Below are 25441 nucleotides of genomic sequence, written 5' to 3'. Positions count from 1 at the left end.
ACTGATGACCTAGGACACCCACCATGGCCGACGCCACCGACTCCACCTTCTACGACCGCGCCGACGCGCATATCGAACTGTCGAACGAACAGCTGCAGGCTCACGAAAACCTCGGCCAGGTCAGCGCCTCGATGATGTTCGGCACCACACGCTTCAATGCCTGGGCCAGTGCACGCAACTTCAAGTCCGGCGCGGAAATGGCCGAGGCGCGGGAGGCGATGTTGAAGTACTTCTGCGACCAGTACCGGATGATGCTTGAGGATAATCTGGATGATCACATCAATAATTTCGACCGGTACAGGGTGATGCCATAGGCCTTTAAAGAGCCCTTAGGGCGCGAAGTCCGAAGGGGCCTGTGCGGTGGGCTGTTCGGTCATGGGGGGAGGGCCTGGCGGAATTGCGGTAGGGCTGATCAAGTTGGTGTACTCCTCGATGATTCGATTGATCGCCTCCGGTGGCTCGCACGCCTTGAACTCGATGCGAATCTGCACCTCATCTGGATCGCGCTCCTGACCCTCACGCTTGGTGGCGCCAAAGGTCACGAAAAACTTCTCGCTGTGCAGGTCACCGTTCTCGAGGTCATGGCTGGCTTTTTGCATTTCAGTGCTATGCATCTTTACCGATAGGTCTACATCCATCTTGTGCAGCGCCAAGCCCTTCGGCGCGACTAGCGCGATCAGCGGCACGCTGATGGTATGTCCCTCGGTCAGCGAGATCTCAACCATCTTGGCCTTCATCGGCGTACCCAGGTCCTCAGCGTTGTAATCGAAGAACTGGTCGAACAGTGCAATGTATTGATGGGCGATCAGGTTATGCGTGGCCGCCGCGGCCTGCTGCAACCCGCGGGTGATGTGGCTCAAGTCGCTGGCCGACATGGGTTCCTTGGGGCGCGAAAAAAATGCCATGGTGAACTCCTTTCAAGTCGAGTGGGTTGCCCCGCCCTGACGGACGGGGCGGGTTGGGACTATTTGGTTTTTTCCGCAGGCTTGGCGTCAGGCAGTGGAAGTACCCCTGCTTTTGGCAGCTCTGTCGGGCTGGTTGGGGTGGCGCTCGGCAGTGTTACCGGCTTGGTGGCGGCATCGGTGAGGAAATCGATGACGCGCATCAAGGCCTCCGGCGGGTCTTGACGAACGATTTTGGTCTTGATTTCGTAGCGTGCGCGGGTGTCTGTCTTGCGAGTCTGGGACGACTTGTGGCTGGCGGCACCTTTGACCGACACGCTGAAAGGCCCCCAGCCCATCTTGGCGTCGAAGCTGCCGGAAGCATCGTTGGAGCTGGTGTCCTCGGCCATCTGGGTGATGGTCAGCTCGAACTCGATGCTGCCTTCTTCAATGGTGATATTGGGGTGGCTGATAGCAGCCAGCAGCGGAATGCGCATGGTCTTGCTGACCGTGCCCTTGTAGATTCCCTGCTCGTCGACGAGGGTTTCGTCATAGTCGAACTGCACCGAAACGGCTTTGCCGTCCTGGATACACACACCCATGAGAAAGTCCGCATACGCTTTGCTCGCGGCGACTTGCGCCTGGATCATTGCCATCAGCGGCCCGGTGATCATCTTGTCCAGTGGAAGTGCGGCGATCACGCCTCCAATGAGACCTTTATCAATATCTGGCATTTTTAATTTCCTTATCGTGAGTGCGCGAAAGTGCGCAACTTCAATTTATCCGTGTGGAACTTTGTGATTCAGTAGGAAGTAATTACCGATGAATAAAGGTGTCCTGGCGTCGAATGTTGGCGATTTGCCGAAGGCTCAGTCCGTACTTCTCGGCTAGTGCACTTCGTGATACGCCATCGGAAATACCCATTTGAATATTTTGATTACGAATTTGCCGAAAAAAATGATCGGACTTTGGAATCTCTAAAGAGATACCCGCGAAATCACTGATCAAGGCTTGCAGGGCTTCCGGCGATAAAATCAGCGCCAGCGAAGTACGTTGTGCGTGTTTGGGGATGTACTTAGGGCGGCCGCCATATACGCAGGTCAGGCGGAACGCGTTTTCCAGACCGATACAGGCAACCAGCACCTGTAGGGAATGGGGGAGTTGTCGTACATCGATATGTTCCAGGTCTTTCGGTTCCATCGGCCTAACCTCCTTGTGATGAGAGCTGGTCAGAGCTTAGGAAGTAATGCGTGCGAACAATCAGTAGGAAACTTTACCTATGAAGATGAGGAAGCTTTACCTTCTGAAGAGCGGATGGCGCGAGTGATGGACTGCAGTTTCCTAAAACCAAAAGGAAACTCACCATGTCCAATAATTTAATAGATATGGCCTTCATCGCTCAGCTCGAAGGCGGTAGTGCCACACGTGGTTACGTGCCTGATCCGGAAAACAGCCGTAGCGGCGTCACCATCGGCACCGGCTTTGACTTGGGCCAGCAAAAGAACCTGAACATGCTGCCCAAGGATCTCAGCGAACGGCTTTTACCCTACTTGGGGTTGATCGGTGCACAAGCCGTGGCATGCCTGGAACGCCTGCCGCTGAATGTCAGTGCGCAGGATGCACGCAGGATTGACGAGGCCTACAAGGCGCCTTTCATTGAGCGCCTGGTCAGTGATTACGGCAAAGCTGCGGGACGCCCGTTTGAAGCATTACCGGCGCCGATGCAAACCGTGATCGCCTCAGTTGCCTTCCAATATGGCAACCTTGCCAGCCGTACGCCGAAGTTCTGGGCGCAAGTTGTGGCGGCGGACTGGAAAGCGGCCGAGAACAACTTGAGGAATTTCGGCGATCGCTATTCCACCCGACGTTGCAAGGAAGCCGCTTTGTTGGCGAGTGCGTTGTAACACTATAGATACAGCCACCCAGGGAAATCCTGGGTGGCTGCTTGCATCATGGGCAGGGTTTGGCGAGCAACAGGGTCACCGATCGCATCGCGTGGGCATCTTCAACATCGGTTCCATCAGCAAGCGTGCGCCAGTCCACATCCACACACAGTGCCGTGACGGCCACGTGCTCGAATAACCCTACTTTGTCTGCAAAGTCATAGCGGTAGGTGGCGCGGGTTGTAGCGAAGGGTGTAACGGTCGTTGCCTTGTTCAAAACGGTAGACACAAGATCGGGTACTTGCGCCATCGGTGCAGTGAAGTGCGTGGCGGACTCTTTATTGAAGTAACCGTGTTCACGCGTGGCTTTCCATAATTGCTGCCATTGAAACTTACTCGCATGGGCGTTCAGTGTGACGGCAAACTCTTTTAGTGCTTGAGGTTCAACATTGGCAGTATTGAGCGCCTGTGCTGGTGCAGCCAACATGTACAGCGCTGCCAGTGAGGCGCTCATCAATAATCGACGTTCCATGTTCAACTCCTGATCGTGGGCGGGATAAAAAAGCCTGTCCGAAAACAGGCTTTTTCGAGTGCTGCAATCGCAACTCAGTAGGTGTGTTCCACCAAGTATTCCCAGTTGTCGGCGTTGGTCAGGACGGTGTGCAGGTTGCCGTCGCCTTGCTCGGCTTGTTGCACCAGTCGCAGGCAGGCTTCCTGACCGTAGGCGTGGTCGTCGGTGCCCAGCACATCGTTGAAATGGCTGGTTTCATGGATCAACGTACCAGCGCGCGAGTCGTTGCCATAGGTCGGGGCGGTGAAGAATGCCCCTCCCAGCGTGATGTGATGTCCCGCGTCGCTGGGGTGGACCTCTGCATACCAATTGGCATTGGGTTCGCAGTTGACTTGCCCTTCATGAATGTTTTGCAGTGCCTGAAAAATCCGGTACAGGCGTTGAGCCAAGGCTTGCAGGTTTCCAGGTTGCTGGACGCCCATCCACACCCGAGCGACATCGGCATTGCCGCCGTTCAGGTGATGAATGGTGAATTCGAGCGAGCGCAACGCGGCATAGCGAGCTGCACGGAAGGTTCTGCGTTCGGAGCTGTTAAGTGCACGTGCCATGATGAATCTCCAGTGGTATTAGGAGATTTCAGTGTGAGCGGGAGGAAAAGTGCTAATCAGCAGGAAGTAATTCCGCTGTTCCTACGCACTGCGCCATTAGTTACAGCTATCCCTTCGCCACTGAGTGCTTTTGCCCCATTTTCGAGCACGGCACGTGCACGCTCAGTGGGCGCGCCCGTCTGTCTCCAGCCCTTCTACCAACGGCCCGCATCTTGCTTGAGCCAGGCTAATCAATGACATGGCATTTTGCCGTTAGTCATTTCAAGGCTTCACCCCGCGGTGCACCGCGTGGGTCGTTTTTGGGGAGTGGTCGGACATGCACAGCCTTTTATCACCGGGTATTCGCCTGTTGGGGCGTTTTGGCTTTGCACGCAAGTTCCAGATCCTGTTCTTCCTGTTCATGCTGCCCCTGGCGGGTAGCCTGTGGATGATCGGCTCGGACTATCGCGACAAATTGACCGTGATTTCCAGCGAGCAGTCCGGTGTCCGGCAACTGTTGGCCCTGGATGCGTTGGATGGCCAGTTGACGGCCCAGCGCAACCTGGCCGCACGCTGGAAGGCGGCGGACATACTGCACGCGCCCACCCCGGCGGCGAAGGCGGCGATGGACAAGGTCGACGCCAATTTCCCTGTGATCCTGCAAAGCCTGCAAACCCTGGGCGATTCACTCAAAGCCCAGAACGCCAGCGCTGATATCCTCGCGCGCTTCGACACCTTGCAGGCGACAGTCAAGGGCATGGACTCCCAATCCCTGCGCACCGTGGGCTGGTGGCCGGACGGTTACGACCGTTTCACATCGGCCCTGACCGCGATGCAAACCCTGCGCGAGCAGATCACCCTCGACGCCGGGTTGATCCTCGACCCGTGGCTGGAAACCTACTTGCTGATGCAGATTTCCACCCAGCACACCCCCGACCTGATCGAGCGCATCGGCCGCATGGCCAGCGTCGGCCAGTCGTCCATTGCCTCGGGGCAGTTCACCTTGCAGAGCCGTTTGCAGATGCGTGACCTGCGCAGCCGCATCGGCGATGCGCGGGACCAATTGGTCAAGGCCGCGGCCTCGCTCAAGGCCAAGCAATATGCCGGTCTGGAGCCATGGACGGCGCAGTACGACAGCAGCCTGCAACGCCTGGACAACGAACTCAAAGTGCTCGACGACGGCGTGTTCGGCGGCACCATCAAACTCGACACGACGGCCTTTGAAACCAGTGTCGACGGCATGCTCGGCAGCCTGGGCGCGCTGCGTAACCAATCGCTCAAATCGCTGGATGCGCGCTTGGGTCACTACCGTGATCGCTCGCTGCAGAAGTTCGTGCCGGTAGCGGCGACCTTCAGCCTGTTGGCGCTGGCCGCGTTGTACCTGTTCATCTGCCTACAAGCCTCGATCCGCCGTAGCGCCAGCGGCATCACCACCCTGGCCGAGTCCCTGCGCGACGGCAACCTGTGCGTCGAGGTGGCGGTGGAAGGGCGCGACGAGCTCGCGGCCATCAGCACCGCGCTGAACGTGGCGGTGGTGCAGTTGCGCACCAGCCTGTTGGGGGTCAATCACGAGACGCAGCAACTGGGGGCGGCGGTGCTGACCCTCAACTCCCAGTCGGGTAGCACCCTCACCGAAGTCGAAGACCAGCAACAGCAAATCAGCCAGATTGCCGCTGCTGCCACCCAACTGGCCGCGACGTCCCTGGGCGTCGCCAAAAGCTGCGAACAAGCCTCGGGCAGCGCCCAGCAGACCCGACGCATCGCCGAAGACAGCAGCCGCGACAGCCAGCGCACCACGGCCAGCATCCAGCAACTCAACCTGCGCCTGACCGACACCGCCGATGCGCTGGAGCAGGTCAGCCAGCAGGGCCAGCAGATTCAGTCGGTGGTCGACACCATCCGTGGCATTGCCGAGCAGACCAACCTGCTGGCGCTCAACGCCGCCATCGAAGCCGCCCGTGCCGGTGAGCAGGGCCGCGGGTTTGCCGTGGTGGCCGATGAGGTGCGCAGCTTGTCGCAACGCACCCAGGCGTCTACGGCGCAGATTGCCGGCACGGTCGACAGCCTGCGCGCCACGGTCAGCCAGGCGGTCACGTTGATGGGCGCCGCGTGTGAACAGGCACTGACGGATGCTGAATCCGTCACCGGGCTGGGCACACGTTTGGGCGAGATTGCGGGTGCGGTGCAACACGTCACCGACACCCTGGCGCAGATCGCCACTGCTGTTGAAGAACAAGCGGCGACGGCGGATGAAGTGAGCGGCAATATCCAGCAAGTGGATCAGGCGGCCGGGCGTTTGCTCGACGGCGCGCGGGCTGTGAACCGAGCGGCCGATACCTTGAGCAAAGGCAGCCAGGCATTGAGCGACAACACCGCGCGGTTTCGCCTGGGCTGAACAGGTTTTTGTGGTGACCAGGCTTCCAGTGGTGATCGGGCTTGGTGTGGTGAGCGGGCTTGCCCCGCGCTGGGCTGCGCAGCAGCCCTGAATTCTGGCGACTCGGTTTAACTGACGATGCGCGGTGTTTTGAATGGGGCCGCTTCGCAGCCCAGCGCGGGGCAAGCCCGCTCACCACAGGAAGCCCGCTCACACCACAGGAAGCTTGCTCACCAAAACAAGTCTGCTCACCACAACAAGCTCCCCCACCACAGGAACCTTCGGCTTCTACAGGGCTCACTTACTAGGTCGCCCTGTTTCGTCGCCGAAAGGACTCCGCATGACTTCAACCCCGCCAACGACCCTCCCGCACGGCCCCGTCACCCGCGAACTCAGCCTGCGCGCCGTCATCACCGGCAGTGTCCTCGGCATCCTGCTCACGCCGTCCAATGTCTACGCCGGGTTGAAGATTGGTTGGTCGTTCAACATGTCGATCATCGCGCTGTTGATCGGCTACGCCATCTTTCAAGGAGTGGCCAAGCGTTCCACCGAACACCTGCCGTGGACCTTGCATGAAAGCAACATCAACCAGACCGTCGCCTCGGCCGCCGCTTCAATCATTTCCGGCGGACTGGTAGCGCCGATCCCGGCCTATACCTTGCTGACGGGCAACCAGCTAGACGCTATCCCCATGATTGCCTGGGTGTTCTCGGTGAGTTTCCTGGGCATCTGGATCGCCTGGTATCTACGGCCCTCGTTGCTGAATGACAAGGCGCTGAAATTCCCCGAGGGCATGGCCACCCTGGAAACCTTGCTGCACATCTATAACCATGGGCGCGAAGCCGCGACGCGCTTGAAGGTGCTGCTCAGCGCCGCGTTGCTCTCCGGGCTGGTCAAGTGGGTCGATACTTTTATGTGGGCCTTCCCGCGCTGGTCGCCCAGCGGTCAGTTGGAGCGCCTGACCTTCACCGCCGACCCTTCGCTGTTGCTGGTGGGCTTCGGCGGTATCATCGGCATTCGCGTGGGCCTGACCCTGCTGCTCGGCGCCTTGCTCGCGTGGGGTGGCCTGGGCCCCTGGTTGTTGGCGCAACACCTGGTGACCTTGCCTGCGGGCAGCAGCGGTCCGCAGTTTGCCGCGCTGGTGGAGTGGTTGTTGTGGCCGGGCGTGAGCCTGATGGTGTGTTCCACCTTGGCCTCGCTGGCGATTCGTTTGTGGGCCTTGTACCGATCAACGCACTCCGGCGGCGAATCGACCTGGACGGTGCCCAAGCCGGGGCCGGCCGCCGGTTTTGTGCTGGCGATTGTGTTGGTGGTGAGCCTGCAGGCGCTGCTGTTCGGCATTAATCTGGGCATGGCGTTGCTCACGATCCCATTGGCGATCTGCCTCGCCGCCGTCGCCGCGCGCGTGGTGGGCGCCACCGGCATTCCGCCCATCGGCGCCATTGGGCAACTGTCCCAGCTGAGCTTTGGCATCGTCGCGCCGGGGCAGGTGCCGATCAACCTGATGAGCGCCAACACGGCCGGTGGCTCGGCCGGGCAGTGCACCGACTTGATGAATGATTTCAAGGTGGGCAAGGCCATTGGTGCCACGCCGCATAAGCAGGTGATCGCGCAGATCCTGGGGATTTTCATCGGCAGTATCGTTGGCGTATTCGCCTACTTGGCGTTGATCCCGGATCCGCAAACCATGCTGCTCACCGAAGAGTGGCCGGCCCCGGCGGTCGCTACCTGGAAAGCCGTGGCGCAAACCCTCACCCATGGGTTGGATTCACTGTCCACCAGCATTCGCTGGGCGATTGCCATCGGCGGCCTGGTTGGCGTAATGCTCGGTGTGCTGGACAGCACCTTGCCTGCCCATCGTGCCCGCTTCCTCCCGAGTGCCGCCGCCCTGGGCCTGGCCTTTGTGCTGCCGGCCTCGGTCTCGCTGATGATGGCCCTGGGCGCCATACTGACCTGGCTGCTGAGCTGCCGCTGGCCAAGCCTCACCGAGCGCTTTGCGATTACCGCCGCCGCTGGCTTGATTGCGGGGGAGAGCATCACCGGCGTAGGTGCTTCACTGTGGTCGATGGTGCACTGAAGCGTGGCTCGGCAGTTGCCGAGCCAGCCGCCATGGCCTCAGGCGATCTTCACATTCATGGTGATCCTGGCGGTGAAGACCTTCACTTCGCCCTCATCAAAAATATCCACCGGCACGATCTTGTCCCCCGCGGTGGACCAATCAATACCGCTGCCATCCGCTACGGCACGGATGTTCGACTTGGCCTTCGCCAGGTACTCCACGGTCATGCCCTTGGGGATCCATTTGGCACCTGACGGTATCGACACGTCCGTCATCGTCCCACCCGCCAATTCCGCCGCGTTGCACAACGCAATGGCATGCACGGACGCCAAGTGGTTGGTGATTTCCTTGCGAAACGGCACATTGACCACGGCATGCCCAGGGCGCAGTTCGGCGATTTCCGGGTTGATGGTGCTGAAGTAGGGCGCCACTTGGCAGGCCATTTGGCTGAAGGCTGCAGGGCCTACGCTGTTGAACATGCTGAGAAACTGGCTCATGGATTATCCTCGCAATGGGTTAACAGAATAATATTCTGTAACGGAACGATATTCTGTAAATTCCACAGGTGTCAAGCCATGCCTTCTCTGCAGGAGGCTGTACCTTTAGACTCCGTACATTTGGCGAGCCACTTCATGCACGCACCTGACCTGATCGAGCGCACCTTCCCGGGCCGGCGCAGCGACCTCAAGCGCAGCATCCTGCGCGAGGCCCTGGCCAGCTTTAACGACGTGGGTATTGAAGCGACGAATATCGAAACCATCCGCGCGCGGTGCGAGACCAGCGTGGGCGCCATCTACCATCACTTCGGCAACAAGGAAGGCATCGTCGCCGTGCTGTTTTTTGCCGCGCTGGAAGATCAGGCCGCCTTGCGAGACCACTATCTGAAGCCGGCGCAAACCGCCCAGGCCGGTGTGGAAGCGCTGGTGCGCAGTTATGTGGAGTGGGTGGATGCGCAACCCGAATGGGCGCGCTTTATGTTCCAGAGCCGTTTCGCCGTGGCCAACGGCCCGCACAAGGACGAACTGCTCACCCGCAACAAGCAGCGCAATGCGCAATTGACCGAGTGGATGAGCGACGAAGGCCGCCGCGAGGCGTTCAGCCATATTCCGGCAGAACTGCTGCTGTCGCTGATCATCGGCTCGGCCGAAAGCTATGCCCGTGCGTGGTTATCCGGCCGGGTCAAGCACAGCCCGAATCACTACGCCGCGTTGCTGGCGCAGGCGGCGTGGGCCTCGATCAGCCAAACGCCTGCACAATAAACGCCTCCAGGGTCGCCTCTTCCAGAATCTCCATGGAGAAATGTCCGAAGCGCTTGGGCAGCCAGATAATGCGCCCCCCGGACGGCGATTGCAGGTTCTCGCGGGCCAGGGGCACGCCGTTTTCGTTCTCAGGCTGCACACCGGCGGCGATCAGCTCGTCATAAGCGATCTCGATGTCTGGCGTGGTGTAGCAATGGCGGTAGATCATGCCTTCGCCGTGGGCGTCCAACAGTTCGCGCAGGTTGCCGGCGATCGGCTGGACCAGCATAAAGCGTTCTTGCCCCATCAACACCACGGCATAGCGCACATGCAGGCCGCCGCGTTCCCACACGAACGTCTTGGAGATGCGTGCCTTGAGAATGCGTGCGTAATAGGCGCAGGCTTGCTCAAGATTTTCGACCAGTATGTCGACGTGGCTGAATTTCAGATCCATGTTGTGCCTCCTCTCGAACCGATCCCCATGGTAACCACGGCGTTTGTCACGCAGAAAATTATTTGTCGGCACTCCCGAAGGCTGGCGTAGTCTGTTTCCAAGACATTCCTCTCGCCCTGCGGAGCCTTCAATGATCATCGTCCACCACCTCAACAATTCACGCTCGCAACGCATCCTGTGGCTGCTCGAAGAACTCGGCCTGCCCTACGAGATCAAGCGCTACCAACGCGACCCGAAAACCAACCTCGCCCCGCCGGAGCTCAAGGCGATCAACCCGTTGGGCAAATCCCCGGTGATCGAAGACGGCGGCCTGGTGCTGATCGAGTCCGCCGCCATCATCGACTACCTGATCCGCCGCCACGGCCAGGGCCGCCTGCAACCGGACCCCGCCAGCGCCACCTACGACCACTACGTGCAATGGCTGCATTTTGCCGAAGGCTCGGCCATGTTGCCGTTGATGCTCAACCTCTACGTCGGCCGCCTGGGCGAGGCAGGCGCGCCGTTGCATCCGCGTATCGAATCGGAAGTCGCCAACTACCTCGGTTACCTGAACGACGTGCTCGCGGGCAAAGCCTACCTGCTTGGCGATGAGCTGAGCGGTGCGGATATCCAGATGAGTTTTATCGGTGAAATCGCCAGGGCCCAGGGCAAGTTGCAGGCCTACCCGAACCTGGCAGCGTGGGTGGAGAAATTCCAGGCGCGACCTGCGTATCGCAAGGCGGTGGAGCAGGGCGGGGCGTATGCGTTTGCCAAGTGAAGCCATTGGCGTGACGTCTTAAGGCGGTAGCAAGGCGCCGTTCACCCCGCGCGCAGTGTTTACAACTGTTAACGGATTGAACGGCGCAATCGCTATAGGCTTTGGGGTGTCCGCCTTGGAGCCCATCGCCATGAACCTGCGAGCCGTCACTGCCACGTTGTTTGCCTTTGTCCTGTTGCTGCCGTCACCTGCCGAGGCCGCGACGCCTATCACCCACGTCGCCATCTACCGGGGCCCGGCGGGTTGTGACGACTGTTCCGAAAACGTGGCGAAGGCCCTGCAACGACTCAACCCCAACTATCACATCGATTTTGTGGGCGCGGATGAGTCGATCGACATCACGCCACAAACCCTGGCGCGCTACGACCTCTACGTGCAGCCGGGCGGCGGTCAGGACATTCCTGGCGCGCTGCGTAGCCTGGGTGAAGCACGCAGCGAAGCCATCCGCAGCTACGTCGCCAACGGCGGCCGCTACCTGGGCTTGTGCATGGGCGCCTACCTGGCGGACGACAACAACCTCGGCCTGATCCCCCAGGACCTCGACGGCGAGGCAGGACGCCCCGGTTTTGAAGTGCCCGGCATCGCCGACGCCGCGGTGCAGGTCACGTGGGCGGGCAAGGCTGATCATGTCTTCTTCCAGGACGGCCCCTACTTTCCCAAAGGCTCATACAAGACTATCGCGACCTATCGTAATGGCGACGTAGCGGCAGCGCGGTATACCTATGAGAAGGGCGTGGTGGTCCTGAGCGGCCCGCACCCTGAGGCCAGCCAGCAGTGGTTTGAGAATGCCGACATTCCGTTGAGCAAGATGCCTGAGGGGGATCTTTTCGGCTCGCTGATACGCAGCTTTTGAGACCCACCTATCCTTTGTAGTGGTTAGACCACCCTGTGTCAGCGCACCACGTCCAGCGTCTGGATTTCATTCACATAGTGGGTCTGGCTCGACGTCGACTCCAGCGTCAACGCCACGCCCAGGTCTTCGATAAACGCGCGATTGGACGAATAACCGTCCTGCTCGCAGGTCAACCGAATGGCATCGCCCGTCAACGACGCAAACACCTGGCGTGCCGGGAAGCGCTCGCCCACCTTGCAGGTCAAGGTGGTTTCGACCGGTTTGTCGGTAGGCTTGACCGGCACGTTGGCCATCTTCAGGTGCGCACTCAGGGTTTGGCCCGGCACCCAGCTCGTCGGCAGTTTCACCTCGGCCTCGCGGGTCTGCAGCACCTGGCCTTCGCCCACGCCGTTCATTTTCGATTTCAGCTGGATCAGGTCCGCCAGCATCAGGCGGTCCACATTGAAGGCGCCGCCGTAGGCTTCATTCTTCACCAGCAAACCGCCCTCGGCCTTGAACCGGATGGTGATCGGCGCGTCCTTGCCCGCGCCGTTCTTCGACAGGTAGCTGTAGCTCAACGTCTTGAACTTGGGCTGCAACAGCGGCGCGTCGAGGCCCTGGAGCACGTTGGGCGGCACCGGCACATCGGCCAGATGGGTGTCGGCCACGGTGCGCGGGTAATCCACCGGCGCGATGTCCGGCCGCAACAACGCCAGCAACCCGGCATTCACGCCACCCTGCACCGAACAGCTCACACGGGAATGCTTGCCCTCCGGCTCCACGATCAGCACCCGCTCCACATTGCGCAGCCCCGGTGCCTTGCCCGGCATGGGCTTGATCGCCTGCCAACTGTTGCCCACCTTCAACTCGCTGCGCGTGTATTGCCCCTCGCCTTTTTGCAGCGCACCGGGTTGGTCCAGCAACGCCGCGACGCGCGGGGCGACTTCATCAATCGTGCCGTCCACCGTGAAGCCCCAGAAGTAATACAGGCCCAACGGGCCGAGATCGCTGACCTCATCGTTATAGGACAGCAGCTTCAACCCCGCGATGGCCGGCGCGGTCACTGGCACTGCCGAGGCCTTGGGTTCGGTGCGGTCGCGCACCGCGATCCAGGTGAAGTTCTTTTCCTGCTTGAGTGGGGCATAGGCCTGCCACGCATCACGGTGCGTGTTCAGGCGGCTGAAGAACGTCTCGTCACAACGGGTGAAGGCCTTGAGCGTGTCGACCAACGCGGCGTCGTCGGCCTGGGCAAAGGAAGGCGACAGCAGGGCTGACGCGAGCAGGGCAGCGGAAAACGGCAACTTCATGGGACAGGACTTCCTTATCGACAAGCGAGGAACAGGGCGGGGACATTATCCAGCAGTTGGGTGTCAGTCTCTAGTTGGCTGAGCGCATCAGGCGCAAACGCCAGTTTCCGCCGTGCTGGGCATGGCAGGCTTCTTCAGAATCCAAGTGAACGCAACGCGCCAACGGTACGGGCGGGATCTCGGCGTCGTCCAGCGCAGTGGCGGTCAACTCGCGGATACGCGCGTCCAGCCCTGTCGCCACGGCCTGCGCCTGGCTGGCGCGGGTGTCAAAGACCCAGGTGATACGCAGGCTGCCGGGGAAGTCGGCGTAATTGACCGTGTGGGTCAGCCATTCAAACCCGGGGATTTCGGCTTTGGCGGTTTCGCAGGCGTCGGTGAGCGCGGCGACAAGGCGGCGTTCGATGCGGGTGCTGTCGCGTTTTGATGAACTCACAGAGAGCTCCGTAAGAAGGCAGGTGCCGCAGATTAACAGGGCGCGCGCTACGCCTGAACCCTAAGCGCACGGATGATAAACGCATGCAGACTGTTGACCGCCTTGGACCCGCGAGAGTCTCGACTGCGCAGAATCGACACCTCCATCGGTTCAATACTCCCCAACCCTTGTTCGCTGCCCAAGACCTGCAGTGACGGCTGCACGGTGCACTGAGTGATCGCGGCAATCGCGAGCCCGCCCTCGACCGCAGCCACTTGGCCGGCGAGGCTGGAGCTGTTGTACACGACCTTGAACTGACGCCCCTGCTGGGCCAGTGAATTCACCGCATACCGCCGCGCCAGGCTGGCGCTTTCGTAGACGGCGATGGGCACCGGGTCCCGGCGCCACAGTTCGAACTGAGGCGAGCCTACCCACACCATCGGTTCCTTGAACAGGAAGGTGCCACTGTGCGGCGAGTCCCTGGACACCAGCGCCAGATCAAGATCACCGCTACGCACCCGTGGGATCAGGGCGGTGGACTGTTCACAGGTCAGTTCAATGTCCACACCGGCGTAGCGCGGCGCAAAACGCTTGAGCACCGGCGTGAGGTACTTTGCTGCATAGTCTTCCGCGACCCCAAGGCGGATGCGCCCGGTCAGGGTTTCGCCATGAAACGCCGCCTGGGTCTCCGCGTGCAGCGCGAGCATACGGCGCGCATAACCCAGCAGCGTCTGGCCGTCATCGGTCAACTGCAGATGCCTCGGGCCACGGTTCAACAAGGGCCGTCCCAGCGCGGCCTCCAGTTTCTTCATTTGCATGCTGACGGCGGACTGCGACCGGTTGACCTCATGGGCCGCGCCCGACAGCGAACCTGCGTCCACCACCGCGACAAAGCACTTGAGCCAATCGATCTGCAAATCACTGGAAGGCATGCGGGTGACCTCTATTCGTTAATCGAATGGCTGTGGCGTGAATTATGCGCTTTTCATGATAGCCGTTCGCTCGCAGGATGCGGGTTTGAATCCACCGTTGCCGGACCTGATCATGCCCTTCGAGACTTGGTTGCTCTACTTCTTCACCTGCTGCGGCATCGCCGTGGTGCCAGGCCCGAATGCATTGCTGGTGCTGACCCATGGCGCGATCCACGGCAGCCGCAAAACCCTGTTCACCATCAGCGGCGGCGTGCTCGGCTTTGCCATGGTGCTGACGCTGTGCGCGTTGGGCCTGGGGGCACTGATCCAGGCTTCGGCCACCTGGTTCACCGCCTTGAAAGTGGCCGGTGGGCTGTACCTGATCTGGTTGGGCTTCGGGTTGTGGCGGTCCGCCCCGGTCAGCCTGGAGGCGGCCGGTACCCCGACGCTACAGGGTTGGTCGTTGTTCCGTCAGGGGCTGGTATCGGCCCTGTCAAACCCCAAGGCCTTGTTGCTGTTTACCGCGTTTATTCCACCGTTCCTCGACCCACACAGAAGCCTCATCGCGCAGACGGCTGCCATCGCGTTGACCTACGCGGTCGTCGAGTTTGTCGTTGAATACACCGTGGCCAGCGCCGCGCACCGCGTTCGGCCTTGGCTGGCGCGAACCGGGCGACGGTTCAACAAAGTCTGCGGCGGGTTCTTTGTGCTGTTTGGTTTGGCGTTACCCATTCACAGCTGATGGCAATGGCACGGGCGTCAGTCCTTGCGACCTTCACACACCGCTTTCAAGCCCAGCACGGTAGTGGGCGTCTGGCCGATATGCGTGGTAGTGCTCACCACCATGTTCGCGCCACTGTCGCCTTCCAGGTGATACGGTTTGCCGTCGCAGACTTTCGCGGCTTTCTGGTTGATGTTTTCCAGCAGGCCCTCACGCGAATTGAAGATGCTGCCATGGCTGGTGATCATGTATTCGCCCGGTGCGACTTCATTGGCGCCGGTAAAGGTGCAGCCGGTCAAGGCCGAGGAGATGCATCCGAGCAGCAGGAGTTTTTTCACGTCCATGTTCTCAAGGAGGGGGTTGAAGGCCGGGAAGTCTACAACAATGCCAGGCTGTCTTAGCTGTTGCACCTGCGACCCCAACTTCAGCAACAACAAAGATCAACTGTGGGAGCTGGCTTGCCTGCGAAAGCGAAGTGTCAGACAAGAATAAGCCGGTTGACAGGCCGCTTTCCCAGCCTAGCTAAAGCCCAAGCAGCGACCCCCACCGAACGTCTACCCATAGCGCGTGGGCACAGCTTTGCTGATACGCGGCTAGTAGCTCAATGCCGTTCCCTTGGTAGCCCCATGAAAACCCTACGCACCGCCTTCCCGGCCGCTTTCCCCCTTGGCGTTTCCCGTGATTCGGAAACCGCCCTGTCGGACATCGAATTCCTGCACCGTATCAGCCTTGACCTGATCGGCGAGCAACACCTCAAAGCCCTCTCCGGCAAGATTGTCGACGCCGGCTTGTCCATCACCGGCTCGCCGTTCGGCACCCTGCAGTTGCTGTGCCCCGAAGGGCGCGCGTCCGGTCGTCTGAGTGCATGATATCTTCGACTATCCAAAGCTGGCTTTTCCAGTTTGACCGCTGCCTCACTCACCTCACCAAAGGCAACATATGCCTGTAACTATCCGCCTTGCTGTACCGGAAGATGCACAACGCCTGCCTGCCATTGAAACCTCCGCTGCTCAAGCATTTCGCTTGATTGATGAGTTGAGTTGGCTGGCTGAATCGCCTCCGATGTCCATCGAACGTCACATCCAACTCATTGCGCTATCGACATGTTGGGTTGCAGTGGATGCCGAGAATCGGCCACAAGGATTTCTCAGCGCCGAGCGCCATGGCAGTGATCTTCACATCTATGAATTATCAGTGATGCAATCGATGCAAGGACAAGGTACAGGGCGGCGACTGGTTGAGGCCGCGAAGGATTATGCACGCTCAATCAGACTTGGTTTTGTAACGCTTACAACATTCACAAACGTGCCATGGAATGCACCCTTTTACTCCCGCATAGGCTTTCAGGCTAAAGCTACCGCAGATCTAGATGAGAGGCTGGCGGGGATATTGAGTGAGGAATACAAGCATGGATTCGCTCCGGACAGTCGGTGTGCCATGGCATGGCCAGTGGCGTAATTACAAAACTGTCAGGCCTCCAAGCCTCTAGGAAAGGAAGGTGAGTCTGCCGGACGTTTGTTGAGGTCGGATGTGCACATTGATCTGCTAGTGATGGATGTGGGGTTGCTGGGCGGGATAGGTGCGTTGAAGCCGTTTGCGGTGGAGGTGGTGGGGGGAGGGTTCGGGAGTTGTTGGGGAGGTAGGGGGATAGTTGTGTACTCCGGAGGAGGGGGAGAATGACTGCCCGCTATCGGCCAGAAGCTGCCGTTCACGCCTGCTCGCTTTCGCCCAGAATCATTCACCCGATACTTTCCCATCTCGGATAGGGAGTTGGCGTCAGCGATATTCGGCGCTAGCCATACTTGCACGCCTTTCATACAACCAGATTTCTACTGCTGACGCACCAAACTGCGCCATAAGATCACTGTCGGTGCAACAGGTAAGAGGTCTGTTTGCGGCGCTATCTGTTTCGGCAACTTTTTTGCAGCCGACTCGCTCAGCTCGGATGACGAGTGCTGGTGTGTTTCAAATTGCTCGGGCGCAGTCGGCATTGATAGGCGGGTAGTCATTTGATCGTAACGACGACCTTGCCTTTGGCTCGTCCCTGTTCGACGTATTTCAGAGCCTCTGCCGTTGATTCAAAGGAAAACGTTCGATCAATCACCGGATTGATGATGCCCGCCTCAACCAGTGCGCTGATTTGTTGCAGTTGGGTACCGTTGGCGCGCATGAACACGAACGTGTACTTGATGTCCTGCTTGCGTGCCCTGCGCCGAATGCCGAGGCTCAGCAGCCGCATAACCTGCTGCAATGGCCAGGATAACCCTTGCTCCTGTGCGAACAGCGCAGTGGGCGGCCCTGAGATGGAAATCAGTTGGCCGCCGGGTTTGAGGACCTTGAGTGACTTGTCCAAGACATCGGTGCCGAGGCTGTTCAACACCACGTCGTAGCCGTGTAAGACATTTTCGAAATTCTGCTTTTTGTAGTCGATGACCACGTCAGCCCCCAGCCCCTTGACCCATTCGACATTCGCGGTGCTGGTGGTTGTGGCGACAAAGGCACCCAGGTGTTTGGCAAGCTGGATGGCAATGGTGCCGACGCCGCCGGAGCCTGCGTGAATCAACACCTTCTGGCCCTTTTGTAGCCGGGCGGTGTCGACCAGCACTTGCCAGGCAGTCAGTGCCACCAAGGGCAGGGACGCGGCTTGCGCCATGCTGGTATTGGCTGGTTTCAGGGCGATCGCGTTCTCGTCCACGGCAATTCTTTCGGCGAACGTGCCGATCCGTCTTTGCGGCGGGCGAGCGTACACTTCGTCACCTGGTTTGAAGCGTGTCACATGCGAGCCGACCGTCACCACTACCCCCGCCAGGTCGTTGCCCAGAATCAGCGGAAACGAGTAGGCCAGGATCAGCTTGAACTCGCCTGTGCTGATCTTCGAGTCCAGCACGTTGACACTGCTGGCATGGACCTCGATCAAGACGTCGTGGGCACCCACTTCAGGGGCTGACGCTTCGCCGAGGCGTCCGGGTTGCTTGCCGTAGCGATCAATAAGAAATGCTTTCATCGAGGTGCGGCTCTTGTCGGTTGTAGGGAGGGTAGCCGGTGCGTGGTCAGGCATCGAGGAACGCCTGCGCCTTGGCCACAAAATCAACGTGGTGCTGGAAAATCCCGCCGTGACCGGCATCCTGATAAATCACCAGCTCTGCGTTGGGGATACGCTTGGCCAGTTCAAACGAATTGATGCTGGGCACCATGATATCGGTGTCGCCGTTGACGACCAGCGCTGGTGCCTGCAAGCGTTCGAGGTCTTGCGGCGGCTGTTTGCCCCACGCAGTGATCGCTTTCAACTGGCGCAGGAAAGCACGGGGCGTCGGGCCTTGGTCACGATTGTTCTTGCGGGCTTGCAGGCGCTGCAAATACTGCGCGGCAGATCGACGGCCGTTGGCCGTAGAAGTGAAGAACAGATAGAATTTCGGATCGCGCAGGGTCAGCAGGCCTTTGAGAATCAATGGCCACGACACCGCGCCAACTTTGCCGATACCGCTGCCGCCGGCCGGCCCGGTGCCGGTCAGAATCAACCTCCGCACCCGATCAGGCGCCTTCAGAGCGATGTCCTGAGCGACGAAGCCGCCGAGGGAGAATCCGAGCACATCAACGGTTTCCAGCCCCAGCGCACGGATCAACTGAATCGCATCGTCGGCCATCTCGCCAACGGTCAGTGGCGCGGTTCCACCCGAGCCGCCGATGCCACGATAGTCGGTGGTAATGACGCGTCGGGTTTGCGCCAGGCCATCGATGATTGCGGGATCGAAGTTATCGAGCACCGCGCCCCAATGGTTGAACATTACAAGGGGCACACCGGTAGTGGGGCCGATATCGCGGTAGGCGAATGGAATACCGTTGACCGTGATCGATTGGTTCGCAGCGTTGATGAACGACGTTGGCGAACCCGAAGGGGGATTTGTCTGGGCTGAATTCATTGCCACTCCCGATTTCTGGACGGATTCGATGCAGCGCCTTGCGCTTGCATCGAATCCGCCCCAAATGCTCACTACCTGAAGATCACTCTGGAGTCTGGTAACGCTGAGCAACCGCGGACTGACGTATTTGCCCGATCAGGCCCAGTCGTGCGCCCTGCAGGACATCCCAACGCTCCGCTTCGTGCAGCGGCGGAATGGTCACGGGTTCGCGACGATCGAAGCCGACGAGAGCGGCATCCACCAGATCGCCCACTTCCATGATTTCACTCAGGGTGTTGATGTCGACGCCGGAGCGATCCCATATTTCCGTACGCGTGGCGGCCGGCAGCACGGCCTGCACGTAGACGCCTTGAGGCGACAGTTCCAGGCTCAAACCTTGGGACAGGAAAAGCACAAAGGCCTTGGTCGCACCGTAGACCGTCATGCCGAATTCCGGTGCGAGGCCTACAACCGAACCGATGTTGATGATCGAACCTTCACCGGCCTTGGCCAGGCGTGGAGCGATGGCGCTGGCGAGCCGAACCAGCGCCGTGGTATTGAGGGCGACCAGTTGCGCCACTTTATCGGTGCTTTGCTCGACGAAATGACCGGACAGTGCAGCGCCGGCGTTATTGACGAGGATCCCGATGTGGGCGTCGTCGCGCAGACGGTTTTCAACGTTGCTCAGATCGCCGGGTTGAGTCAGGTCCGCCGGGATCACATCGACGTTGACGTTGTGTTCGCTGCGCAAGCGCGCGGCCAGTACATCCAGGCGCGCCTGATCGCGGGCAACTACCACCAGATCGTGGCCGCGTTGTGCAAAGCGTTCGGCGTAGACGGCGCCAATCCCGGTGGAGGCGCCAGTGATCAAAACAGTTGGGCGAGTGCTCATGGGGTATCTCTCTTTCAGGATATGAGAAACAGAACGAGCTCAGCTTGCGCTGATGCTCGATTCAGCCAGTGTCGGGTAATCGATGTAGCCTGCCGCGCCGCCGCCATAGAGGGTGGCGGGATTGAACGCGGACAACGGCGCGCCACGTTTCAGGCGTTCCACCAGGTCCGGGTTGCCGATGAAGGGGCGACCGAAGGCGATCAGGTCTGCCTGGTCTTCAGCGAGCCGCGAGGTGGCCAGATCGAGGTCATAGCCGTTGTTGGCGATGTAGGTGTTTTTGAAGCGCTGGCACAGGGCGGCGAAATCGAAGGGCGCCACGTCACGCGGGCCGCCGGTCGCGCCTTCGACCACGTGTAGGTAAACCACGCCGAGGGCGTCGAGTTGTTCTACGACGTAATCGAATTGTGCCTGCGGATCGCTGCTGGATACGCCATTGGCCGGCGACACTGGTGACAGGCGTACACCGGTGCGGTCGGCACCGATCTCACTAACCACAGCCTCCGTCACTTCGAGCAACAGACGAGCACGATTTTCAATCGAGCCGCCGTAAGCATCGGTGCGCAGATTGGCGTTGTCCTTGAGGAATTGATCGAGCAGGTAGCCGTTGGCACCGTGAATTTCCACGCCATCGAAGCCAGCGGCGATCGCATTGGCCGCCGCCTGACGGAAGTCGCTGACGACTCCCGGCAGTTCGCTGATGTCCAGTGCGCGAGGCTCGGAGACGTCTTCGAAGCGGTTGTTGACGAACACTTTGGTGGCGGCGCGCAGCGCAGAAGGGGCCACGGGGGCAGCGCCGTTTTCCTGCAGGTCGACGTGCGAGACGCGGCCGACATGCCACAGTTGCAGAAAGATTTTTCCTCCCTTGGCATGCACGGCATCAGTCACGGCGCGCCAGCCATCGATCTGTGCCGGCGTGTAGATTCCCGGGGTGTCTTGATAACCCTGTCCCTGCCGGGAAATCTGCGTGGCTTCGCTGATTAGCAAGCCGGCGCTGGCGCGCTGGCTGTAATAGGTCGCCGCGAATTCGCTAGGGACGAAGCCTTGACCGGCGCGGTTGCGTGTCAGCGGCGCGAGAACGACGCGGTTTGATAGCGTGAGGCTGCCTAGTATGTAAGGAGTGAACAGAGTCTGCTTGGTCATCTGATGAATCTTCCGTGCCCGTTGATGAAGATCAGTGGTGCTTGCAATTAGGATGATGATCGAAATCTAAACTGTCAACAATTTTGATTATAGGTGACATCTATGTATCATCGGACTTAGGATTTCCCGGGAAACACGAGGTATTGCAAGTGAGAGTAACCAAGGCCCAGGCGCAGGCAAATCGAGAGCGCATCGTTGAAACCGCCTCAGAGCTGTTCCGTGAGCGGGGCTTTGACGGCGTTGGCATTGCTGATCTCATGGCGGCCGCCGGTTTCACTCATGGTGGTTTCTACAAACATTTCGGGTCGAAGGCCGACCTGATGGCCGAAGCCTCGGCGTGCAGTCTGGCCAAATCGCTGACAGCCGCCCAAGCTCTGGATGTTCCGGGCTTCATCAACGTTTACGTGAATAGAGAACATCGCGACGGACGCGGCAGTGGTTGCACGATGGCCGCGCTGTGTGGCGACGCGGCGCGTCAGGCGGACGATGTGAAAGCGACGTTTGCCGAAGGCATAGAACACACCCTGCAGACGCTAGAAGAGAAATACCCGACGGGAGCGGATCCTGAGCCGGGTGAGGGCAGAAAGAAAATGATCGACCTGCTTTCACGTGCCGTCGGCGCGATTATTTTGTCGCGCGCTTGCCCGGATGACTCCGCACTTGCTGATGAAATACTTGAAGTGTGCCGGGCAGAAATGGTTGCTTCATTGCCGGTCGATGAGGTGGAGCCGGTGTAGAGACGGCGCTCATTCAAAGAGTAGCTTCAGTAGAAGTGCGATGATTATGCTCGGAGCAGAAAGCTGATTTGAGTCCAAAACGATGGGGCGCGAATGACGGTTTTTGGCCGATTGCAGCCTGTCAGGGCTTCCTAAGTTTGATCTATCTCGAGCACCAGCACCCAACGGTTAAATGGCGCCGAGCCAGCCAAGCCCAGCACGTCAAAAAGAACCCATCTCCGAGTTCTTACCGAAAAAGCCTGTACGGTTTGCCCAGCGGTAACGCTCTGTGCGTTGCTGGTCGATATGACCTCACCAGACGTGCTTCCAATGTAAGGCGAATTTCCAGGGTCAAGCATGCCGACTTGCAACATCCCGCAGGCGTCCGGAAGGTCCAGAGACAATGTTTCACCCGCTTCCAGACGCCCTACGACCACTCCATCAATAAAGATTGCCAGTGGGATAGCCTGGCCATAGGCGCTATCAAACAGTCCTTTTTTCCGTTTAATCGTGATTTCCATGTACTGTCCTTAAGGTGCTCACCACACAGAGTCTAGGTGCATTTTTACGGCGCACTGCGAGAGAGCGGACTGGAGTCTGAAACTCCTCTACTTAATTAGACAGGTGGGATGGCCGGTGTTGGCCGAAAGCAGACCCTGAACTACATAGGTAAAGCCGGGAGTTTAGACCTGCTCTGGAGTTCATCGATTTCATGGGAAGCAAAGTCGCCGAATCGTAACTCCCGCATACGACGATTCGGCGAGCAGTCCGCGAGTGACTGGAACTTCTGTTATTCAACAAGGGCACGGTGCTTCGCGGTCGAGGAGTCTTGCCGTCATCAGCACGCCCAATTCGCTCAGTTGGTGAATCGCCAGTGCAATGTCACGGTGCTTACCGCTGAGGTCTTCCGAGAGGTCGAGCAGAAGAGTGCTAACCGAGCTAAAGGTCTCGTAGCTATTGGCAATGAGCGCTTCGTTGCTAACGTCGGGAGCGACTGTGAAGAGCGTGGTCGAATCATTAACCATCGTTAAGTTCCTTACCTTGATGCCGCCACCCCATCGCTACTAAACGAAAAGGCGGCAGCTGTACGCAGGTTAGTAGACCGGTGGAACCTAACAAAACCGGCGCGCCCGAGGGCGCCCTGCGCACAGCCACCATCAAGCACAGACGGAGGCCGTCTGACGGATGATGCTCATGCACTCGTTAGGTTAAATCGTGGGCTACTAAACCCGGTCACCGAAAAATTCAGCGACCGCGCAACCATAGATTCCACCACCTCAGCACACAAGCCAGTGGATTCTGGGCTACACGTAGGCAATCGGGCAACCCACTCGCCACCTTTGGGAAATGTCCTAGGACGATTCCCTTATACCGTCACCACCACCTTGCCCACTTGCTGGTTCGCCTCCAAATACCTGTGCGCGTCCTGCACCTCATCCAACGCAAACGTCTTCGCAATCACCGGCGCCAACGCGCCCGACGCGAGCCCATCCAAGATGAACGCTTTAGCCCGTTCCAACGCAGCCGGGTCGGCGACGATCTCGGCGTACAAATACCCCTTGAGCGTCAAACATTTCCCCAACACGGTAAACAACGGAAACGGCGTCGGCTCGGAACTTAGTGCGCCGTACTCCAGCAAGATCCCGCCCTGAGCCATGCTTTGGGTGAGTGCTTCAAAGCCCGGCCCGCCGATAGGGTCGAACACCACGCGGGCGCCTTTGCCGTCGGTCAGTTGCATCACGCGTTGCACCAGGTCTTCTTCGTCGCTGACGATGACGTGGTGGGCGCCGGCATCGAGCAGGGCTTGTTGTTTGGCGCGGGTACGGGTGACGGCGATGGCGGTGGCGCCGACGCTGCGGGCGATCTGGAAGGCGGCGAGGCCGACGCTGCTGGAGGCGGCGGTGACCAGTACGAAGTCGCCTGTGGTGAGTTTGGCTTGTTCGACCAGGGCACCCCAGGCGGTGACGTATTGCATCCACGAGGCGGCGGCTTGGACGAAGCTGAGGTTGTGCGGGTGTTTGACGGTGAGGTGGGCGGGCACGTTGGCGACTTCGCCGTAGGTGCCCCAGCGGGCGATGTCGAGAGGTGGGATGACGCTGACGGCGTCGCCCACTTGGAGGTCGATGACGTCGGCGCCGACTGCGGTGACCACGCCGGCCGCTTCGTAGCCCAGGCGGCTGGGGAATTCGGCTTCTTGCAGGTAGGCGTGGTTGCGGAACATCACTTCGGCGCGGTTGAGGCCGAAGGCTTTGACGTCGATTTGCACTTCATCGGCGGAGGGGGCAGGGACGTCGATGTCTTCGAGTTTCAAGACGCTGGCGTCGCCGTAGGCGTGGATTCGGACAATGCGTGCCATGGGGGGCCTCGGTGTTGATCGATGAGGCGTTCAATGTAGGCCACTCCAATCGCCAGTGCCAACATAGCGCCACTGGGCTGGGTCGATGCGCTGAGCAAGGTGCCGAACAGTGGCCAGGGGGGAAGTAACTTATCGATATCACGGTTTTGTGGGCAGGGTCATGAAAGAAATGGGCGCGCTCCCGTATCATCCGGTGCCTCGCAAGCGCATCAGGAGAGCGGCATGTGGATTGGCCATCGGTTCGAGCGTACCGCGCAAGATGACGTGCTCATCCACTCCCACAACAGGGTACAGAGTGGTGCTGTGTGGCTGGTGGGCGGGCTGGCCGTGAGCGTGCCTGTGGCGTTTGTGGTGTGTGGAATCATTGAAGGGTATTTGCCGCTGGTCGGCCTGGACCCACTGTCCTCGCTGCTGATCGTGCTCGCGTTGCTGTTGATGCCTGCCCTTGGCCTGTTCCTGATGTTTTACACCGGCATTCGCGAGATCTTGCGCCTGTCGCGGCACGACGGCGAAGGCCAACGTCTGACCCGCAATGCTTTTGGGCGCCGTGAGCGTGTGCGTCAGGCCTTTCGGCTCGACCACCCCAGCCATCTCGAACTGCGCCGCCGTCCGCAGGCCGAGCCGGTCTACACCCAGCTGTGGCTGGTGATGCGCGATGGCACCGAGCACCGCCTGACCACCGACAACGTTCCGGTAGTGCCGGGCAGCCCACGCACCGAGCGGTGGCTGGTGGAGTTGGCTGGCTATCTGAATGTGGCGGTGCCGTCCGACGTGATCGATGCATCGGCGCCGCGCAAGCCGCCGCCCTATCGGCCTGCTCCATCCCCGGCCAAGGTCGCCCGTGCGCGAAAAGAAAAAGAGCCTGCTTCTTTACCTGAATCGACCGAAACCATCGGCATGCCCGCACGGGGTCTACTGGGCCTGCTGGGTGCGTTTCTGGGGGTGTTGGAGCTGTCGCAGGTCTTCGCACTGGTGCCCGCCTTGTTGACCGGGCGGCTGCGGGTCAGTGGGTTTCGATCACGTGCAACGACCTTCGACTGGGCCGATCACCCTATGAGCTTTTCATTCAACCTGTTTATCGGTGTCGTCGAGGTGGTGATCATTGGCTACATCGCCTGGGCCTGTCTGCGTATTGCGATTCAAGGCCGGGTCAAGTCCGGCCCCTGAGTGCGATTTGCGCAAAAGCCGCCCCTTTCTATGCCAGCCGGTCTACCATGCCCTCCCGGCAGTGGTTCCACGCGCTACCGATCTCTCTCTCGCAAGGTATTGCCCATGTCCATCGACCAAATCTCCCTGCCGAAAGGCGTAGGCCCCCACGCCAGCAAGCTCTTCGACGCTATCACCGGTGCCGCCACCCACGAAGCACTCAACCGTGCCGGCGGTAAAGCCGAAGGGTTTGTGCTCGGGTTGGAATCCACCAAGGCCATCAAAAGCCAGATCGCCGAGTCGTTGTATGTGATTTACGATGACGCGGCGACTCACCGTGCGGGTGAATTGAAAGGCTGATACAG

The 25441-nt window shown here is 59.8% G+C and carries 31 protein-coding genes; 13 read left to right on the top strand and 18 right to left on the bottom strand.

Features of this window, described 5'->3' with window-relative positions; all coding sequences use genetic code 11:
• Positions 1 to 23: 23 nt before the first annotated feature.
• Positions 24 to 314: a DUF3144 domain-containing protein gene (locus EJ576_RS20190; protein WP_123474373.1), complete on the top strand. Its 291-nt coding sequence runs from the start codon at positions 24 to 26 to the stop codon at positions 312 to 314.
• 15 nt (positions 315 to 329) lie between these two features.
• On the opposite strand, the gene EJ576_RS20185 is transcribed toward EJ576_RS20190, so the two are convergent.
• From EJ576_RS20185 to EJ576_RS20175, 3 genes are all read right to left on the bottom strand, one after another.
• Positions 330 to 905, bottom strand: a complete 576-nt coding sequence (locus tag EJ576_RS20185; protein WP_122725899.1) for a DUF2589 domain-containing protein — start codon at positions 903 to 905, stop codon at positions 330 to 332.
• Positions 906 to 964: 59 nt separating this feature from the next.
• Positions 965 to 1615, bottom strand: coding sequence for a DUF2589 domain-containing protein (locus EJ576_RS20180; protein WP_122725901.1), 651 nt, complete (start codon positions 1613 to 1615; stop codon positions 965 to 967).
• An 82-nt stretch (positions 1616 to 1697) separates the two neighbouring features.
• Positions 1698 to 2081, bottom strand: coding sequence for a Mor transcription activator family protein (locus EJ576_RS20175; RefSeq protein ID WP_122725903.1), 384 nt, complete (start codon positions 2079 to 2081; stop codon positions 1698 to 1700).
• 164 nt (positions 2082 to 2245) lie between these two features.
• On the opposite strand from EJ576_RS20175, the gene EJ576_RS20170 reads away from it, so the two are divergent.
• Positions 2246 to 2785, top strand: a complete 540-nt coding sequence (locus EJ576_RS20170) for a pesticin C-terminus-like muramidase (protein ID WP_126570955.1) — start codon at positions 2246 to 2248, stop codon at positions 2783 to 2785.
• Between the two features lie 46 nt (positions 2786 to 2831).
• Here the strand turns inward: EJ576_RS20170 and EJ576_RS20165 are convergent, their stop codons facing one another.
• Both EJ576_RS20165 and EJ576_RS20160 read right to left on the bottom strand, forming a co-directional pair.
• Complete coding sequence (locus tag EJ576_RS20165; protein ID WP_122725907.1) at positions 2832 to 3296, bottom strand: hypothetical protein; 465 nt, start codon at positions 3294 to 3296, stop codon at positions 2832 to 2834.
• Positions 3297 to 3370: 74 nt separating this feature from the next.
• The gene (locus EJ576_RS20160; RefSeq protein WP_126570954.1) at positions 3371 to 3883 is read right to left on the bottom strand and encodes a M35 family metallo-endopeptidase; all 513 of its coding nucleotides are present in this window, start codon (positions 3881 to 3883) and stop codon (positions 3371 to 3373) included.
• 316 nt (positions 3884 to 4199) lie between these two features.
• Between EJ576_RS20160 and EJ576_RS20155 the strand changes: the two genes are divergently transcribed.
• On the top strand, positions 4200 to 6257 hold the full coding sequence (locus EJ576_RS20155; protein WP_126570953.1) for a methyl-accepting chemotaxis protein: 2058 nt from the start codon (positions 4200 to 4202) through the stop codon (positions 6255 to 6257).
• Positions 6258 to 6576: 319 nt separating this feature from the next.
• On the top strand, positions 6577 to 8313 hold the full coding sequence (locus tag EJ576_RS20150; protein WP_126570952.1) for an OPT family oligopeptide transporter: 1737 nt from the start codon (positions 6577 to 6579) through the stop codon (positions 8311 to 8313).
• Between the two features lie 38 nt (positions 8314 to 8351).
• On the opposite strand, the gene EJ576_RS20145 is transcribed toward EJ576_RS20150, so the two are convergent.
• Entirely contained in the window at positions 8352 to 8792 is a 441-nt protein-coding gene (locus tag EJ576_RS20145) for a hotdog fold domain-containing protein (RefSeq protein ID WP_122725916.1), read from the bottom strand.
• A 135-nt stretch (positions 8793 to 8927) separates the two neighbouring features.
• Here EJ576_RS20145 and EJ576_RS20140 point away from each other — a divergent pair, with 135 nt between their 5' ends.
• Entirely contained in the window at positions 8928 to 9554 is a 627-nt protein-coding gene (locus EJ576_RS20140; protein WP_126570951.1) for a TetR/AcrR family transcriptional regulator, read from the top strand.
• Here the strand turns inward: EJ576_RS20140 and EJ576_RS20135 are convergent.
• Positions 9532 to 9987 (bottom strand): VOC family protein, encoded by a 456-nt coding sequence (locus EJ576_RS20135; RefSeq protein WP_123474369.1) that lies wholly within the window; start codon positions 9985 to 9987, stop codon positions 9532 to 9534. The genes EJ576_RS20140 and EJ576_RS20135 overlap by 23 nt on opposite strands.
• 130 nt (positions 9988 to 10117) lie before the next feature.
• Between EJ576_RS20135 and EJ576_RS20130 the strand changes: the two genes are divergently transcribed.
• Together EJ576_RS20130 and EJ576_RS20125 are read left to right on the top strand one after the other, a co-directional pair.
• Positions 10118 to 10744 (top strand): glutathione S-transferase family protein, encoded by a 627-nt coding sequence (locus EJ576_RS20130; protein ID WP_122725920.1) that lies wholly within the window; start codon positions 10118 to 10120, stop codon positions 10742 to 10744.
• A gap of 130 nt (positions 10745 to 10874) precedes the next feature.
• Positions 10875 to 11597: a BPL-N domain-containing protein gene (locus EJ576_RS20125; protein WP_122725921.1), complete on the top strand. Its 723-nt coding sequence runs from the start codon at positions 10875 to 10877 to the stop codon at positions 11595 to 11597.
• A gap of 38 nt (positions 11598 to 11635) precedes the next feature.
• On the opposite strand, the gene EJ576_RS20120 is transcribed toward EJ576_RS20125, so the two are convergent.
• From EJ576_RS20120 to EJ576_RS20110, 3 genes are all read right to left on the bottom strand, one after another.
• Positions 11636 to 12883, bottom strand: a complete 1248-nt coding sequence (locus EJ576_RS20120; RefSeq protein ID WP_122725923.1) for a hypothetical protein — start codon at positions 12881 to 12883, stop codon at positions 11636 to 11638.
• A gap of 70 nt (positions 12884 to 12953) precedes the next feature.
• Positions 12954 to 13316, bottom strand: a complete 363-nt coding sequence (locus EJ576_RS20115; protein WP_126570950.1) for a hypothetical protein — start codon at positions 13314 to 13316, stop codon at positions 12954 to 12956.
• A gap of 47 nt (positions 13317 to 13363) precedes the next feature.
• Positions 13364 to 14227: a LysR family transcriptional regulator gene (locus EJ576_RS20110; protein WP_028617169.1), complete on the bottom strand. Its 864-nt coding sequence runs from the start codon at positions 14225 to 14227 to the stop codon at positions 13364 to 13366.
• A gap of 112 nt (positions 14228 to 14339) precedes the next feature.
• Between EJ576_RS20110 and EJ576_RS20105 the strand changes: the two genes are divergently transcribed.
• Positions 14340 to 14948 carry a LysE family translocator gene (locus tag EJ576_RS20105; RefSeq protein WP_122726095.1) on the top strand — a complete coding sequence of 203 codons (609 nt, stop codon included), beginning with the start codon at positions 14340 to 14342 and terminating at the stop codon, positions 14946 to 14948.
• Between the two features lie 17 nt (positions 14949 to 14965).
• Here the strand turns inward: EJ576_RS20105 and EJ576_RS20100 are convergent, their stop codons facing one another.
• Complete coding sequence (locus tag EJ576_RS20100; protein ID WP_068932124.1) at positions 14966 to 15265, bottom strand: hypothetical protein; 300 nt, start codon at positions 15263 to 15265, stop codon at positions 14966 to 14968.
• Positions 15266 to 15553: 288 nt separating this feature from the next.
• On the opposite strand from EJ576_RS20100, the gene EJ576_RS20095 reads away from it, so the two are divergent.
• Positions 15554 to 15796 (top strand): hypothetical protein, encoded by a 243-nt coding sequence (locus EJ576_RS20095; RefSeq protein ID WP_256656627.1) that lies wholly within the window; start codon positions 15554 to 15556, stop codon positions 15794 to 15796.
• Positions 15797 to 15866: 70 nt separating this feature from the next.
• A complete protein-coding gene (locus EJ576_RS20090) occupies positions 15867 to 16385 on the top strand; it encodes a GNAT family N-acetyltransferase (RefSeq protein ID WP_126570949.1) in 519 nt (172 codons plus the stop codon).
• Between the two features lie 547 nt (positions 16386 to 16932).
• On the opposite strand, the gene EJ576_RS20080 is transcribed toward EJ576_RS20090, so the two are convergent.
• The 4 genes from EJ576_RS20080 to EJ576_RS20065 form a co-directional block, all read right to left on the bottom strand.
• The gene (locus EJ576_RS20080) at positions 16933 to 17931 is read right to left on the bottom strand and encodes an NADP-dependent oxidoreductase (protein WP_123474363.1); all 999 of its coding nucleotides are present in this window, start codon (positions 17929 to 17931) and stop codon (positions 16933 to 16935) included.
• Positions 17932 to 17977: 46 nt separating this feature from the next.
• The gene (locus EJ576_RS20075) at positions 17978 to 18847 is read right to left on the bottom strand and encodes an alpha/beta fold hydrolase (protein WP_122725935.1); all 870 of its coding nucleotides are present in this window, start codon (positions 18845 to 18847) and stop codon (positions 17978 to 17980) included.
• Positions 18848 to 18929: 82 nt separating this feature from the next.
• Positions 18930 to 19718 (bottom strand): SDR family oxidoreductase, encoded by a 789-nt coding sequence (locus tag EJ576_RS20070; protein WP_122725937.1) that lies wholly within the window; start codon positions 19716 to 19718, stop codon positions 18930 to 18932.
• Between the two features lie 39 nt (positions 19719 to 19757).
• Positions 19758 to 20858 carry an alkene reductase gene (locus tag EJ576_RS20065; protein WP_126570948.1) on the bottom strand — a complete coding sequence of 367 codons (1101 nt, stop codon included), beginning with the start codon at positions 20856 to 20858 and terminating at the stop codon, positions 19758 to 19760.
• Between the two features lie 149 nt (positions 20859 to 21007).
• Between EJ576_RS20065 and EJ576_RS20060 the strand changes: the two genes are divergently transcribed.
• On the top strand, positions 21008 to 21595 hold the full coding sequence (locus EJ576_RS20060) for a TetR/AcrR family transcriptional regulator (RefSeq protein ID WP_178083559.1): 588 nt from the start codon (positions 21008 to 21010) through the stop codon (positions 21593 to 21595).
• Between the two features lie 131 nt (positions 21596 to 21726).
• On the opposite strand, the gene EJ576_RS20055 is transcribed toward EJ576_RS20060, so the two are convergent.
• From EJ576_RS20055 to EJ576_RS20045, 3 genes are all read right to left on the bottom strand, one after another.
• The gene (locus tag EJ576_RS20055; protein WP_123474360.1) at positions 21727 to 22095 is read right to left on the bottom strand and encodes a hypothetical protein; all 369 of its coding nucleotides are present in this window, start codon (positions 22093 to 22095) and stop codon (positions 21727 to 21729) included.
• Positions 22096 to 22368: 273 nt separating this feature from the next.
• The gene (locus tag EJ576_RS20050; protein ID WP_126570947.1) at positions 22369 to 22599 is read right to left on the bottom strand and encodes a DUF6124 family protein; all 231 of its coding nucleotides are present in this window, start codon (positions 22597 to 22599) and stop codon (positions 22369 to 22371) included.
• A gap of 341 nt (positions 22600 to 22940) precedes the next feature.
• Positions 22941 to 23930, bottom strand: a complete 990-nt coding sequence (locus tag EJ576_RS20045) for a zinc-dependent alcohol dehydrogenase family protein (RefSeq protein WP_126570946.1) — start codon at positions 23928 to 23930, stop codon at positions 22941 to 22943.
• Between the two features lie 222 nt (positions 23931 to 24152).
• On the opposite strand from EJ576_RS20045, the gene EJ576_RS20040 reads away from it, so the two are divergent.
• Together EJ576_RS20040 and EJ576_RS20035 are read left to right on the top strand one after the other, a co-directional pair.
• Positions 24153 to 25097 (top strand): hypothetical protein, encoded by a 945-nt coding sequence (locus tag EJ576_RS20040; protein ID WP_126570945.1) that lies wholly within the window; start codon positions 24153 to 24155, stop codon positions 25095 to 25097.
• A 105-nt stretch (positions 25098 to 25202) separates the two neighbouring features.
• The gene (locus EJ576_RS20035; RefSeq protein WP_028617151.1) at positions 25203 to 25436 is read left to right on the top strand and encodes a hypothetical protein; all 234 of its coding nucleotides are present in this window, start codon (positions 25203 to 25205) and stop codon (positions 25434 to 25436) included.
• Positions 25437 to 25441: the final 5 nt, after the last annotated feature.

The sequence above is a fragment of the Pseudomonas sp. C 49-2 genome, assembly GCF_003970195.1.
Lineage (GTDB): Bacteria > Pseudomonadota > Gammaproteobacteria > Pseudomonadales > Pseudomonadaceae > Aquipseudomonas > Aquipseudomonas canadensis.
Note: the sequence above shows the minus strand (reverse complement) of the source record. Positions and strands in the feature narration are given on the sequence as shown.

What these genes read in the sequence shown, in the direction of transcription:
- EJ576_RS20040 (WP_126570945.1), top strand. Translation starts at nt 24,153, where the DNA reads ATGTGGATTGGCCATCGGTTCGAGCGTACCGCGCAAGATGACGTGCTC.
- EJ576_RS20135 (WP_123474369.1), bottom strand. Translation starts at nt 9,987, where the DNA reads ATGGATCTGAAATTCAGCCACGTCGACATACTGGTCGAAAATCTTGAG.
- EJ576_RS20130 (WP_122725920.1), top strand. Translation starts at nt 10,118, where the DNA reads ATGATCATCGTCCACCACCTCAACAATTCACGCTCGCAACGCATCCTG.
- EJ576_RS20110 (WP_028617169.1), bottom strand. Translation starts at nt 14,227, where the DNA reads ATGCCTTCCAGTGATTTGCAGATCGATTGGCTCAAGTGCTTTGTCGCG.
- EJ576_RS20045 (WP_126570946.1), bottom strand. Translation starts at nt 23,930, where the DNA reads ATGGCACGCATTGTCCGAATCCACGCCTACGGCGACGCCAGCGTCTTG.
- EJ576_RS20165 (WP_122725907.1), bottom strand. Translation starts at nt 3,296, where the DNA reads ATGGAACGTCGATTATTGATGAGCGCCTCACTGGCAGCGCTGTACATG.
- EJ576_RS20095 (WP_256656627.1), top strand. Translation starts at nt 15,554, where the DNA reads ATGAAAACCCTACGCACCGCCTTCCCGGCCGCTTTCCCCCTTGGCGTT.
- EJ576_RS20175 (WP_122725903.1), bottom strand. Translation starts at nt 2,081, where the DNA reads ATGGAACCGAAAGACCTGGAACATATCGATGTACGACAACTCCCCCAT.
- EJ576_RS20155 (WP_126570953.1), top strand. Translation starts at nt 4,200, where the DNA reads ATGCACAGCCTTTTATCACCGGGTATTCGCCTGTTGGGGCGTTTTGGC.
- EJ576_RS20140 (WP_126570951.1), top strand. Translation starts at nt 8,928, where the DNA reads ATGCACGCACCTGACCTGATCGAGCGCACCTTCCCGGGCCGGCGCAGC.
- EJ576_RS20070 (WP_122725937.1), bottom strand. Translation starts at nt 19,718, where the DNA reads ATGAGCACTCGCCCAACTGTTTTGATCACTGGCGCCTCCACCGGGATT.
- EJ576_RS20160 (WP_126570954.1), bottom strand. Translation starts at nt 3,883, where the DNA reads ATGGCACGTGCACTTAACAGCTCCGAACGCAGAACCTTCCGTGCAGCT.
- EJ576_RS20125 (WP_122725921.1), top strand. Translation starts at nt 10,875, where the DNA reads ATGAACCTGCGAGCCGTCACTGCCACGTTGTTTGCCTTTGTCCTGTTG.
- EJ576_RS20080 (WP_123474363.1), bottom strand. Translation starts at nt 17,931, where the DNA reads ATGAAAGCATTTCTTATTGATCGCTACGGCAAGCAACCCGGACGCCTC.
- EJ576_RS20120 (WP_122725923.1), bottom strand. Translation starts at nt 12,883, where the DNA reads ATGAAGTTGCCGTTTTCCGCTGCCCTGCTCGCGTCAGCCCTGCTGTCG.
- EJ576_RS20170 (WP_126570955.1), top strand. Translation starts at nt 2,246, where the DNA reads ATGTCCAATAATTTAATAGATATGGCCTTCATCGCTCAGCTCGAAGGC.
- EJ576_RS20090 (WP_126570949.1), top strand. Translation starts at nt 15,867, where the DNA reads ATGCCTGTAACTATCCGCCTTGCTGTACCGGAAGATGCACAACGCCTG.
- EJ576_RS20050 (WP_126570947.1), bottom strand. Translation starts at nt 22,599, where the DNA reads ATGGTTAATGATTCGACCACGCTCTTCACAGTCGCTCCCGACGTTAGC.
- EJ576_RS20105 (WP_122726095.1), top strand. Translation starts at nt 14,340, where the DNA reads ATGCCCTTCGAGACTTGGTTGCTCTACTTCTTCACCTGCTGCGGCATC.
- EJ576_RS20055 (WP_123474360.1), bottom strand. Translation starts at nt 22,095, where the DNA reads ATGGAAATCACGATTAAACGGAAAAAAGGACTGTTTGATAGCGCCTAT.
- EJ576_RS20150 (WP_126570952.1), top strand. Translation starts at nt 6,577, where the DNA reads ATGACTTCAACCCCGCCAACGACCCTCCCGCACGGCCCCGTCACCCGC.
- EJ576_RS20190 (WP_123474373.1), top strand. Translation starts at nt 24, where the DNA reads ATGGCCGACGCCACCGACTCCACCTTCTACGACCGCGCCGACGCGCAT.
- EJ576_RS20145 (WP_122725916.1), bottom strand. Translation starts at nt 8,792, where the DNA reads ATGAGCCAGTTTCTCAGCATGTTCAACAGCGTAGGCCCTGCAGCCTTC.
- EJ576_RS20075 (WP_122725935.1), bottom strand. Translation starts at nt 18,847, where the DNA reads ATGAATTCAGCCCAGACAAATCCCCCTTCGGGTTCGCCAACGTCGTTC.
- EJ576_RS20035 (WP_028617151.1), top strand. Translation starts at nt 25,203, where the DNA reads ATGTCCATCGACCAAATCTCCCTGCCGAAAGGCGTAGGCCCCCACGCC.
- EJ576_RS20065 (WP_126570948.1), bottom strand. Translation starts at nt 20,858, where the DNA reads ATGACCAAGCAGACTCTGTTCACTCCTTACATACTAGGCAGCCTCACG.
- EJ576_RS20185 (WP_122725899.1), bottom strand. Translation starts at nt 905, where the DNA reads ATGGCATTTTTTTCGCGCCCCAAGGAACCCATGTCGGCCAGCGACTTG.
- EJ576_RS20180 (WP_122725901.1), bottom strand. Translation starts at nt 1,615, where the DNA reads ATGCCAGATATTGATAAAGGTCTCATTGGAGGCGTGATCGCCGCACTT.